Origin of the sequence: Pseudomonas sp. 3-2, from assembly GCF_019710535.1 — a bacterium.
Lineage (GTDB): Bacteria > Pseudomonadota > Gammaproteobacteria > Pseudomonadales > Pseudomonadaceae > Aquipseudomonas > Aquipseudomonas pharyngis.
In genome coordinates this window covers 2,369,531-2,381,970 of sequence record NZ_CP081200.1, presented here as the reverse complement: position 1 = coordinate 2,381,970, position 12,440 = coordinate 2,369,531, and the positions used below count along the sequence as shown (strand labels likewise).

8 protein-coding genes and 1 pseudogene are annotated in these 12,440 nt (G+C 55.6%); 2 read left to right on the top strand and 7 right to left on the bottom strand.

The features are described from left to right. Nucleotides 1-6 precede the first annotated feature (6 nt). From K3819_RS10860 to K3819_RS10850, 3 genes are all read right to left on the bottom strand, one after another. Entirely contained in the window at nucleotides 7-1,416 is a 1,410-nt protein-coding gene (locus K3819_RS10860) for an amino acid permease (RefSeq protein ID WP_221399251.1), read from the bottom strand. Between the two features lie 224 nt (nucleotides 1,417-1,640). Next, nucleotides 1,641-2,594: a LysR family transcriptional regulator gene (locus K3819_RS10855; protein ID WP_221399250.1), complete on the bottom strand. Its 954-nt coding sequence runs from the start codon at nucleotides 2,592-2,594 to the stop codon at nucleotides 1,641-1,643. Between the two features lie 5 nt (nucleotides 2,595-2,599). Next, complete coding sequence (locus K3819_RS10850) at nucleotides 2,600-3,319, bottom strand: B3/4 domain-containing protein (protein ID WP_221399249.1); 720 nt, start codon at nucleotides 3,317-3,319, stop codon at nucleotides 2,600-2,602. A 214-nt stretch (nucleotides 3,320-3,533) separates the two neighbouring features. On the opposite strand from K3819_RS10850, the pseudogene K3819_RS29415 reads away from it, so the two are divergent. Further along, a pseudogene (locus K3819_RS29415) lies at nucleotides 3,534-3,802 on the top strand (amino acid ABC transporter substrate-binding protein); the annotation flags it as partial. A 319-nt stretch (nucleotides 3,803-4,121) separates the two neighbouring features. Next, nucleotides 4,122-5,576, top strand: a complete 1,455-nt coding sequence (locus tag K3819_RS10845; RefSeq protein WP_221399248.1) for a site-specific integrase — start codon at nucleotides 4,122-4,124, stop codon at nucleotides 5,574-5,576. 270 nt (nucleotides 5,577-5,846) lie between these two features. Here K3819_RS10845 and K3819_RS10840 read toward each other — a convergent pair whose 3' ends face one another. The 4 genes from K3819_RS10840 to K3819_RS10825 all read right to left on the bottom strand — a co-directional run bounded on the left by K3819_RS10840 (nucleotide 5,847) and on the right by K3819_RS10825 (nucleotide 12,138). Further along, nucleotides 5,847-6,257, bottom strand: a complete 411-nt coding sequence (locus tag K3819_RS10840; protein WP_221399247.1) for an SRPBCC family protein — start codon at nucleotides 6,255-6,257, stop codon at nucleotides 5,847-5,849. Nucleotides 6,258-6,461: 204 nt separating this feature from the next. Continuing rightward, the gene (locus tag K3819_RS10835) at nucleotides 6,462-7,847 is read right to left on the bottom strand and encodes an efflux transporter outer membrane subunit (RefSeq protein WP_311736331.1); all 1,386 of its coding nucleotides are present in this window, start codon (nucleotides 7,845-7,847) and stop codon (nucleotides 6,462-6,464) included. Continuing rightward, a complete protein-coding gene (locus tag K3819_RS10830) occupies nucleotides 7,844-11,002 on the bottom strand; it encodes an efflux RND transporter permease subunit (protein ID WP_221399246.1) in 3,159 nt (1,052 codons plus the stop codon). Before K3819_RS10830 ends, K3819_RS10835 begins: the two co-directional genes overlap by 4 nt. A gap of 2 nt (nucleotides 11,003-11,004) precedes the next feature. Beyond that, on the bottom strand, nucleotides 11,005-12,138 hold the full coding sequence (locus tag K3819_RS10825) for an efflux RND transporter periplasmic adaptor subunit (protein WP_221399245.1): 1,134 nt from the start codon (nucleotides 12,136-12,138) through the stop codon (nucleotides 11,005-11,007). Nucleotides 12,139-12,440: the final 302 nt, after the last annotated feature.

Genomic DNA, 12,440 nt, shown 5'->3' with positions numbered 1-12,440 from the left:
TGCAATTTATTCGTAGCTAACTTTACTGGAAGCGCCTGTTTGATATTTCCGGTAGCTTGCATATACCAAAATAAGCCAAAGCGGGATCAACCATACCGCGATGCGGATTGCGGGAATGAAGGCCATAATCACTAACAAACCAACAATAAAGGCAATACAGAGGTAGTTACTGAACGGGTGAAATGGAGACTTATATTCCACCCCTTCACCACCCTCTGCCTTTGCCTTTGCCTTTCTAAACTTCAAATGCGTATAGCTTGTTAAAAGCCAATTAATAACAGTTGCCGAAACAGTTAGAGACATTAGTACCTCCATTGTCCCATTTGGCGAAAAATAATTCAGGATGACCGCCAGCCCAGTCACCAACGAAGTTGCGATCAGAGCATTTACAGGAATTCGATTACTATTGAGTTTGGTAAGGTACTTAGGCGCCTGGTTCTGCTCAGCCATTGAAAACAACAAGCGTGTATTGCAATAGACAACACCGTTATAGACTGACATAGCTGCTGTCAAAACAACCAAGTTGAGCAAATGAGCTGCCAAGTCACTGCCCAGCAGACTCAAAATCTTGACAAACGGGCTAGCGCTGTACGGATCACCAGCTTGATCCAAGGAGGCTACAAGGATATCCCAAGGTGAGAGGGCCAACAGGATAGTCAGGGCTGCAATGTAAAATATGCCAATCCGATACAAAACTTGGTTGATAGCACGAGGAATAGTTTTCTTTGGATCTTTCGCCTCGCCAGCAGTAAAGCCAATCATCTCCAGGCCGCCAAATGCGAACATGATGAATGGGAGTGCCATCAGCAGCCCACCGACCCCATTTGGGAGGAAGCCACCATGCGACCACAGGTTAGTGACAGAAGCCCCCATTGGCTGGATAGGGCCAAAGAGCAACCAGCTACCAAATCCGATCATAGCGATGATGGCAAGAACCTTCACCAACGCGAACCAGAACTCCACTTCTCCATAAACCCGAACGTTCAGCAGGTTCATGCAATTCACGATTAGAAAAAAGCCAGCGGCGGTTGTCCATGTTGGAATTTCCGGCCACCAGAACTGAATGTACTTACCGATTGCTGTAAGTTCAGCCATTCCAACCAGAACATAGGCAGCTATATAGTTCCAGCCAGTAAGATAACCTAGAAACCCACCACAATACTTTCGAGCAAAATGACTAAGAGACCCAGACACAGGCTCGTCAACTAACATCTCGCCCAGTTGTCGCATAATGAGGAACGCGATCATACCTGCAAAGGCATATCCAATTAAAAGCCCTGGCCCGGCTGTTTTGATCACTCCAGCACTGCCAAGGAACAAACCAGTGCCTATGGCTCCACCTAATCCAATCATTTGGATGTGACGATTCGATAGGCCGCGTGAAAGCTCGGGCCCAGAACTCTGAATTCTGCTCATAGTTATTTTCTCAATTGTCATCATCCCAGATAGCAACCACACAGGCACTAGGTGAGACGTGATTTCGGCAGGTATAAAGAGGGTATGAAGCACCCATAATTATGATTGTTTGGGTATTTCCATATCGAATAGCCCAAGGCGATTCAATGAGGCTTCACATTACCACCATGACGCTCAGCAGACAGCCACCGCACCTGCATAGTTGCTATGCAGGTTCTGAATAATCAAAGGCTTTGGCAATGCGGAAGGTGATCGCCAGGGCTGAGAAACTGAGACCCTCGACAATGTTGATAGACGAACTGCCGGAACCATTGTTGTTCAGCCGAGGTTTGGGTGCGACTGTGCCAGACGACCCAATAGCGAAATTGGTGCTCAATAAATGACAGGGGGCGGAAGCAGATTTCAGCCTGCTCAGCCCATCTCCGAGCAATATGCTCTGGCAATGTCAGTAGCGCATCGCTGTGTTGGATAACACCCAGCGCAGCTGAATAGTACGGAACCGATAATTTAAGGTTACGAGTGAGCTGCTGCTTGCGTAGGTAGGAGTCTACAAACCCGTCTTTATCGCCTCCAACCGTGATTTTTACATGTGGCCAGGAAAGATAATCCCGTTGGTTTATGGCGGAGGACGAAGCAAGAGGATGCCCCGAACGCATACAACATACCGCAACATCCTCTCCAATGATGCGACCGTGGTAATCCGCAGGGGTTTCGTCAATCATGCTAGTAATCAGATCAACCTTACCACTCGAGAGCCAATCGAAACGATTGGCCTGCCAGGTACAGAAGTCGATGCTGACATCAGGCGCGACGATGGCAAGATCTCGCAGCAAGTCAGGAAGAATGTACTGCGCAACGTAGTCGGAGCCAGCCAATGTAAATCGCCGATTGCAGGTGGCCGGTGAAAAAATGGCAGGTGAGCTGATGCTGTCTATCTGCTCCAGAAGGCTCTTAAGCGGCTCAAGCAGTTGATGTCCGCGCTCAGTCAGGGCGTACTCTCGCCCCTGACGAACCAGAAGAGGATCACCAAGCACCTCGCGAAATAGAGCCAGATGCCGACTCAAAGTTGACTGACTGGTACCTAGAATTTTTGCAGCCCGGCTGAGATGAGGCACCTCTAGGATCGTTACCAGCGCCTTCAATTGGGAAATACTGAGATTATTGAAGGCGGGGTTCATAGATACTATTCCAGGTTGATACTCAAAGACGGCTTACCTGCATCCAGTATGCCGTAGCCAAGGCATTCCCCTCCACAGAATCGGCTCACTAGGTGGGTCAAATCCGCAATGGCCGCCTTCACGTCACTTTCAGTACTGGGGAGCAGGCCATCAATGTCAAAAAATACGAAACTGGTTTCAGGCAGAGTACGAGTATCCGCAGCCTGCCGCCATGTCCAACGGCGGGTGAGGATGCGATTGTCTGCTGCCAGCACAATCTCATCAGGCGAGATGAGCTCAGGCTCCTTACCGGGCTCAGCGAAGAACCGATCTAGAGCGTTTGCCTTACGCAACTCCACATTATGTGAATGAGCTGTGATCGGGTGTACGCCTGCTGGTAGGACATATCGCAACGAGAGAAGGTTGCCGATATCAACCAATGTATTGATGTCAGGAAGGGAGTCTGGCTTTAGCACACGGCGGCTCAGAGCCTCAATGGAGCTTCGATGTTCGGAAGGCTTAGCCCCGAACTGACGATACGCATCTCGCCACGCAGAAATTTGTGGGTACTCAGCAGGATTGCCTACGATCCGCTCACGCAGATCCGCCTCACTACGGCGTAGTTGCTGAGTGATCTCAGGATGCTGCTTTGAGTTGTCGAGGTTGCGGAAAACGACTACTCCACGGCGATACTCAGGATGTACATCGAAAATTTCTGGGTTGATGCTGTACGAGAAAGCTGTCACAGAAGATTCCTGCGGTATAAGACGTAGTGCTCGAATATACCTGCAGCGCAACCTCAGCACTTATCCACTTTCTGCGCAGTTACTATGCAGAATGTGAATAGACCCTACACCCCCAGTTCTGCCGCGATGTCTATTGGGCTCATAGTCGCCCCATGAAGTGCTGGATAACTGATGGCATTTGGGCGGCCTGTCTTACGACATCCTGAGCGTTACCATGTCTGTTGTTTTAAGCAGTACTCCCCTAAGGGCTGCCGAACTCACCGGCACGCTTAAGAAAATCAAGGCATCGGGGTCCATCGCCCTAAGTCATCGAGACTCGTCCATTCCCTTCTCTTATGTTGCCGACGGGTCCGGTCAACCGGTGTTTTTTCCCATGACATCCAGTTAAAGATTGTCGAGGCTATCAAGCAAGAACTCGGTATGCCCAAGCTGAACGTACGATACAACCTGGTGACATCACAGACGCGTAGTTTTCTTGCGCAATAACCTTGGTATTAGCTGAAGATTCCACCCAGAGCCAGTCGTTTTGTGGGGGGTAAAAACGACTAAAAATAAAAAGGGGTCGCGAGATATAATCTCGCAACCCCTTGAATTATATGGTCGGGACGGAGTGATTCGAACACTCGACCCCTAGCACCCCATCTCCTTTTTCGTACATCTTGAAAGCCTCCAAAATTTTACTCTGGATTTTTATAAGCTAGTATTTACTTGAGCTCCAGCGGTGTTCTGCTCTACGAGAGTCCAGTAACGTCCATCAAGAGCCGACGTTTTTGTGGGGGTAAAAGTAGGGGGAGTCCATTTCATGGCCAAAATTACCATCAAAAAACTCGAGTCACTGACCGCCAACGATGCCGGTCGAATCCTCCGGGAGGATGGCAATCTCGCCGGTCGAATTTCCCTGCGTAAGGACGGCGTGTCGGTCAGCTTTTTCTATCGCTATCGGTGGGGCGACCAGAACAAAGAGTACGCCTGCGGATCCTGGCCACGCAAATCCCTGACGGACATCCGCAAGGCGCGCAACCAGGCCCGGGCACTCATTGATGAGCAAATCAATCCCAACGAGCACAAGAAAACCGCCAAGGCACAGGCATACGCCGCTGCTAACGTAGAGGCTGAACAAGTAAAAACAACGAAGGTGAAAACGCTGACCGTCCAGGATCTGGCCAAGGCGTGGCTGTTGGATGGAGTGGCGCGCAAAGATGGCAATGCTGAATTGCAACGGCGCTTTAACAAGGACCTTTTTCCGGCACTCGGCAAGACCGCGGTGAGCAGCGTCTCCGAACACGATGTTCGGGCGCTGATCCGCGCCGTGGTCAACCGCGGCGCTCACCGGCAAGCCATCAGTTTCTTCGCCGACCTCACCCAGATGTTCAGCTGGGCCAGAAAACGTCAGCCCTGGCGGGCCTTATTGATCGAGGGCGATCCGACGGAACTGGTCGACATCTCCCCTCTGATCCCAGCCGACTACGAGGCCGAAAGAAGCCGCATCCTTTCACCGGCTGAGCTGTTGGAACTGCACAACCGCTTCCAGCAAATGACTGCCGATTACCACGCCCTGCCCGCCGGGCAAAAATACGACGGCATACGGCCGCTAAAGAAAGAAACTCAACTCGCGCTCTGGATCAGCCTGGGCACCTTGTGCCGGATTGGCGAGTTGCTGCAGGCCGAATGGAAAAATGTCGATCTGGACCGACAGACGTGGTTCCTCCCCAGTGAAAATGTCAAAGGCTCCCGGGGCAAGAAACAAGACCACCATGTCTTCCTCTCCCCCTTTGCCCTGCATTTCTTTCAGGAACTCAAAAGCCTGACGGGAGATTCGCAATGGTGCTTTCCGAACAAGCAGGATGATCAGCATGTGGATGTGAAAGTGGTGAGCAAGCAGGTGGGCGATCGTCAGGCCCGGTTCAAAAACCGCAAGGCCCTCTCAAGACGGCGTCACGACGACACTCTGGTCCTTGCCGACGGCCAAAACGGCGACTGGACGCCGCATGACCTGCGCCGCACGGGCGCGACCATGATGCAGGCGTTGGGGGTCAGCCTGGACGTCATCGACCGCTGCCAAAATCATGTGCTGGCCGGCTCGCGGGTGAGACGCCACTACCTGCATCACGATTATGCCGAAGAGAAGAAGCGCGCCTGGAACCAGTTGGGCGATCGACTCAGTGCGGTGCTGTCCTCGACCTACGAGCACACGCCAAACGAGTGGATGTTGTCTTTTCCAGTGTGCGCGGCGACAGAGACGCGGACACCCTCATAGGGCTGTTCCACCCAGAGCTCTCCGGAATTCAACATCCGCGACAACCCGTGTTGTGACCTTAAATTCGCGATGAGCAAAGGTGACAGGCTTACATTGACGGAAAACAACTTCCCAAGCAATCTGGACAACCGATTCAAAAACCTGTCTGCGGAGCATGGCAACCCGTTCCATTTTCGATGACGAGACTGAGGTTTAGCTGAGAAAAATGTAGGTGGCTGATCGTAAATGCCAGCTTGGATGCAGAAAACGTGAGTGTGCTCTTGCTACTGCTCATACGAATTTGGCTTTGAGAGATTCGAGGGAATCTTCATAGAAACCCAGGAAAATCGCCTCGGCTTCTTGGGTACTAACACCATTGGCGGCGAACTCTCCGGACCACTCAACAATCGACGCATTTTCACCATCAGGTATTACGGTAAATATCGAAAAATAATCGGTAACCGGGAACGCCCCTTCGGTAATGGAATAGCTATAAGTGCGCCCTTGGTTATCGAAGTACTCGAGTCGCTCGACGATGATTTCACCACTTTCTAGACAGATGCTGCGTAAGCGCCCGCCTTCGCTAAGCTCGCTGGTTGTCACACCCGGCATCCAGTCAGGCAACGAATTGAATCCACCTGCCAAATCCCAGATCTTTTCCGCTGAAGCTGGTACACGAATTGATGCCGCTGCATTGGCCATGACTGTTCCTCATCAAAGTTGGATCGACAACAATTCATTCAAGCCGCTGCCTATGCCGCGTCTGTGTTGTTACGCCTTGGTGCATCCATCTAGGGCATCCAATAAACCTGCACTTCGAGGACGCAGGCTTTACCGCTTTAACTCAGCGCTGACTCAGCGTCAGCGCTTTGTCCGTAACCGTGAGAGTGAGTTATCCGAAGGAGATCAGCCTTTCCACCCGCCTCCCAGCGCCTTGAACAAATCGATGGAAGCTACTCGCTCAGCCAACTGATCACTGATCAATGCTTGCTGTGCAGCGAACAGCGTCCGTTGTGCATCCAGAAGAGTCAAAGAGCTGTCAATGCCTGTCAGGTAGCGACTTTCCGCGAGCCGATAGTATTTGGCACTCGCGCTGACCAACCCTTGTTGCGCCTCAATCTGCTGCCCAAAGGTCTCGGTTGCGGCCAGCCCATCACTGACTTCTCTGAAGGCTGACTGGATGGCCTTTTCATAACGCGCCACTTGAATGTCCTTTTCGACTTGAGAGACATCCAGGCTCGCCTGCAAGCTGCCCGCATTGAAGATCGGCAGGCTGACCTGTGGAAAAAAGTTCCAGGCTCCCGACCCTCCGTTGAACAGCCCGGACAATGCCTCGCTGGAAGAACCGGCGCCTGCCGTCAGGCTGATTCGGGGAAAGAACGCAGCCCGCGCTGCGCCGATATTCGCATTAGCAGCCTTCAACAGTAATTCGGCTTCCAGTATGTCGGGGCGGCGACTGAGCAAATCCGAAGGCAACCCGACGGGGACCTCAGGCAAAGATTGTCGCTCCCAATCACCGGCAACCAGGTCTGCCGGGAGTTCGCCTCCGATCAACAACACCAACAGGTTGTGGTCTTCGGCCACTTGCCGACGATACCGCGCCATCGAACCACGAGCGCCTTGTACCAGGGTTTGTGACTGGCTCAACCCTAGGTCCGACGCCGTGCCCACTTCAGCGCTTCGCTGGGTCATCTGGTAGCTGTTTTCATAAGTGTCGAGTGTATCGCTGGTCAGTCGCTCCAGCGCCTGATCGGCCTGCAGGGTAAGCCAGGCGCTCGCAACGCTCGCAACCAACCCGATGTGGGCTGAGCGCTGCGCCTGTTCGCTGGCCAGGTAACGCTGCAAGGCCTCTTGATCGAGGCTGCGTACACGGCCGAACAGGTCCAGCTCGTAGCTCACGTTCAGCCCGACCGAGTACTGACTCTCGATCGTGGCTTTATCATCAGGTGCCAGGTCTGCCGGGACGCGCTGACGACTGCCGCTTCCTGCTGCCGAGACGTCCGGCAACAGATCCGCGCGGCGAATGCGATATCGCGCCTGGTAGGCCTCGACGTTCAATGTGGAGACTCGGATATCCCGATTGTTGGCCAGTGCCGTCTCGATCAGGCGATGCAACGCCGGATCGGGAAAGAATTCGCGCCAATCGAGCGCTGCCGCACTCTCATCACGAGTCAGGGGCGCCAATGGATAAACGGCCGGCACCGGAGCCTGTGGCTGCTGATACGCCGGAATTAGGGAGCAACCACTGAACAGCAGCGAAGCGAGTACTAGAAAGCTGAAAGGTTTGATCACGACATGACCTCCTCTTGAGCGGCCACGGCCGGAACGACGGACGATCGACGTGCGAAGAGTGACGACACCGACACATAAAAGAGCGGCACCCAGAAGATGGCCAGGACGGTGGCGGTCAGCATGCCGCCGATCACGCCTGTGCCGATGGCGTGCTGGCTGCCAGAGCCCGCGCCGGTAGAGATGGCCAACGGCACAACCCCAAGGATGAACGCCAGCGAGGTCATGACAATGGGGCGCAATCTTAGTCGTGCCGCTTCAATCGCCGCTTGCGTGTAGCTCATGCCCTGCTCATGCAGTTCCTTAGCGAACTCCACGATGAGGATGGCGTTCTTCGCCGCCAGCCCTATTGTTGTCAGCAGGCCCACCTGGAAGAACACGTCGTTGGACAGACCGCGCACGGTAGTGGCCAGCAATGCACCGACAACACCCAACGGCACCACCAACATCACGGCCAACGGGATAGACCAGCTTTCGTACAGGGCCGCGAGACAGAGGAACACCAAAAGCAGCGAGAGCGCGTACATGACCGGCGCTTGAGAACCGGACAGCTTTTCTTCATACGACAAGCCCGTCCACGCCAGCGCAACCCCGGGCGGCAACTGAGCAGCGATGGCCTGTGCTTCAGCCATGGCATCACCCGTGCTGTAACCCGGTGCCGGGCTACCCAGTATTTCCTCTGCCGGCACGCCGTTGTAGCGCGCCAGTTTGGGAGAACCGAAAACCCACTCACCGGAGGCGAAAGCGGAGAACGGCACCATTTTCCCGGCGGCGTTGCGTACGTACCATTTGTCCAGATCTTCAGGGGACATGCGTGCGCTGGCCTGGCCCTGCACAAACACTTTCTTGACTCGGCCACGGTCGATGAAATCATTGACGTAGTTACCGCCGAAGGCCACGGACAGGGTGGTGTTGATGTCTGTTTGTGAAACCCCCTGCGCCCTCGCCCGCCGGTCATCGATCTTCAACCGATACTGCGGCTCATCGCTCAGGCCGTTGAGCCGCACCGCCGTCAGCACTTTGCTTTCGGAGGCCAGACGCAAGAACTGATTGCGCGCCTGCACCAGCACCTCGTGGCCGACACCGGCTTGGTCCTGCAGGAATAAATCGAAGCCCGAAGCGTTGCCCAACTCGCGCACGGCCGGCGGCACTACGGCAAATACCATTGCATCGCGCATGCCTCTGTATTTCGCTTGAGCGCGCGCGGCCAACGCGAGTGCCGCACCCTCAGGATCACGTTGTCCCCAGGGTTTGAGCAGCACAAAGGCCATGCCCGAGCTTTGCCCGCGTCCCGCGAAGTTGAATCCATTCACGGTAAACACTGCATCTACCGCGTTGGTCTCACCACCCTCTTTATGCGTGGCGAGCAAGTACTGACGCACACTGTCGAGCACTTTCTGCGTGCGCTCGGCACTGGACCCAGCGGGTGTCTGCACTTGGGTAAAAATCACGCCCTGGTCTTCATCAGGCAGAAAAGCGGTGGGGATGCGGTTGAACAGAAGGACCATGCCAGCGACGATCAGCAGGTAGGCCAGGAATGCCGGCGCCTTGTGCCGCAGCATCCCGGAGACGCCACGCTCGTATCGTTGCACGCCGCGATCAAATCCACGATTGAATGCACGGAAGAAACCGAGCCGTGCGAGCCCGCGTGAGGGGTCGTGCGGCTTGAGCATCGTGGCGCACAAGGCAGGCGTGAACACCAGCGCGGTAAGCACCGACAGAGCCATTGCCGAGACGATGGTGAGGGAAAACTGGCGATAGATAACGCCGGTTGAACCGTCGAAGAACGCCATCGGCAACAGCACCGCCGATAACACCATGGCGATGCCGACGAGTGCGCCCTGGATTTGTTTCATGGAGCGAATCGTGGCTTCTTTTGCCGACAAATGCTCCTCACGCATAACACGCTCGACGTTCTCGACGACGACGATGGCGTCATCCACCAGGAGGCCGATGGCCAACACCATGCCGAACATCGACAGAGTGTTGATAGTGAAACCGGCGACCGCGAGGACACCGAACGTACCCAGCAGGACGACAGGAACGGTCAGCGTGGTAATGATAGTCGCGCGCAGGTTCTGCAGAAACAGCAGCATCACCAGGAACACCAGGACGACCGCCTCTCCCAAGGTATGAAACACGCCATGGATCGAGGCGCGCACAACAGGTGTGGTGTCGTACGGATAGACCACTTTCATGCCGTGAGGAAAAAAGGGCTGCAGCTGGTCCAGGGTGTCGCGGATTGCCTTGGTGGTATCCAGGGCGTTCGCCCCGGGGGCGAGCTTGATGGCAATGCCGGACGCCGGCTTACCGTTGAACTGGGCGTTGACGCTGTAAGTTTCGCCGCCCAGCGTAACCTCGGCGACATCGGCCAGGCGTACCTCCGAGCCGTCAGGATTGACTTTGAGTTGAATGTCCTTGAACTCGTCAGCCGACTGCAAGCGGGTTTTGCCAATGATGGTGGCATTGAGTTGTTGGCCCGGCAGTGCTGGCAGTCCGCCGATCTGACCGGACGACACTTGCACGTTTTGGGCCTGGATCGCACTTTTCACATCGACGGGCGTCAGGCCGAAACTGACCAGCTTCGAAGGATCAAGCCAGATCCGCATGGAGTACTGCGCGCCGAACACCTGGAAGTCGCCGACGCCAGAAGAACGCGACAGCGGATCCTGCATGTTGGACACCACGTAGTTGGCCAAGTCCTCGCGGGACATGCTGCCGTCTTCGGAGACAACACCAATGACGATCAGGAAATTCTTGACCGCTTTGGTCACCCTGATGCCCTGCTGCTGGACTTCTTGCGGCAACAGTGGCGTGGCCAGGTTCAGCTTGTTCTGAACCTGAACCTGGGCGATGTCGGGGTTCGTCCCCTGGTTGAACGTAACCGTGATCGCCATGGTGCCGTCGGAGTTGCTTTCCGAACTGACGTAGCGAAGGTTGTCGATGCCGTTGAGCTGTTGCTCGATGACCTGGACCACAGTGTCTTGCACAGTCTGGGCCGACGCCCCTGGGTAGGTCACCTGAATCGAGATTGCTGGCGGAGCGATGTCAGGGTATTGGTTGACGGGCAGCTTGAGGATTGCGAGCCCGCCGGCCAGCATGACGATCAATGCGAGTACCCAGGCAAAAATGGGCCTATCGATAAAGAACCTGGACATGCTCAGTTCCCCCCGGCCGTGGCACCGGCCAACGCCGGCGCCACGTTTTGAGCGGCGGTCACGGTGACTTTCATGCCCGGTTTGACGAACTGCAGCCCCTCAGTGATCAAGCGATCCCCCGCCTCAAGGCCATGCTCTACCAACCATTGGTTACCCACTGTCCGATTGGCCGTCAGGGGACGCTGTTCCACGGTTCCGTCAGCGCTGACCACCAGTGCGCTAGGATTGCCCTTCAGGTCGCGAATCACCCCTTGTTGCGGAGCGAGAATGGCGGCCTGCCGCACACCGCTCTGGAGTTTTGCCCTTACAAACATGCCCGGTAGAAGCAGATGTTCGGGGTTGGGAAACACCGCGCGCAGGGTCACCGAACCCGTGGAGGGATCGACTGACACCTCAGAAAATTTCAGGCGCCCAGTCAGTCCGTACGCGCTGCCGTTTTCCAGCGCGAGGGTCACCACGGCGGCGTCCGACCCCGCGTTCTCCAGGCGACCTTGCTTGAGGTCCTCACGCAACCTGAGCAGGTTCGCAGAGGACTCGGTGATATCGACGTAAATCGGGTCGAGCTGCTGAATGGACGCCATGGCTCCCGTCTGGCCGTTGTTCACCAGCGCCCCTTCGGTCACGCTGGAACGGCCGATGCGGCCGGCAATCGGCGCGAGCACACGGGTGTAACGCAGGTTGATTTCGGCACGCTTGAGATCAGCCTCCGCCGTCAGTTGTCGCGCCTGCGCATCCTCGAACTCCTGGCGGCTCACGGCTCTTTCTCCGATCAGCTGTCGATAACGGTCTGCAAGGGAACGTGCTTGTTGAAATGAGGCGCGGGCACGAGCCACGTCTGCCTCGTATGGCGATGGATCAATGCGGTATAGCGCTTGGCCGGGTTTGACCTCGCTTCCTTCGTCGAACAAGCGTTGCTGAATGATTCCGTCCACTTGTGGCCGAACTTCCGCGACGCGAAAAGGTGCGGTACGCCCCGGCAGTTCGCTTTGCACGGTGTAAGTCTGTGATTGAAGCGTGACGACTCCAACCTGGGGCGGTTTGACGTCTTGCACGGGCGCCTCTTGCTTGCAGCCCGCCAGCACGATCGACAGCGCCAGAGCGGAGACGATCAAGGGAACCGTCTGTGTAGGTTTCATGGGGCATTCCTCATACTTTCGCCAGGCGATAGCGAGCCGTAGCTGGCCGAATCGGGGCGAGTTCTAAACGAAATTTTTTGTCAGTGGCCGCGGGATGCCGCTTTGACGACCGGGGTCAGTTGATGGGTGCCACTGTACGAACCCGAGCACGCGGGGAGAATCGCTGCCCTGTGCAAGGCTTCATTGCGCATTCGGCAACGCTGCTTTTGCCCGAACGGGCAATCAGATCGGCCGACCGCGCGCTGCGCTGGTATTGGCTGGCAGTCACTTCGATCAAAAGCGACGCGCAACGCGGTCTTGCC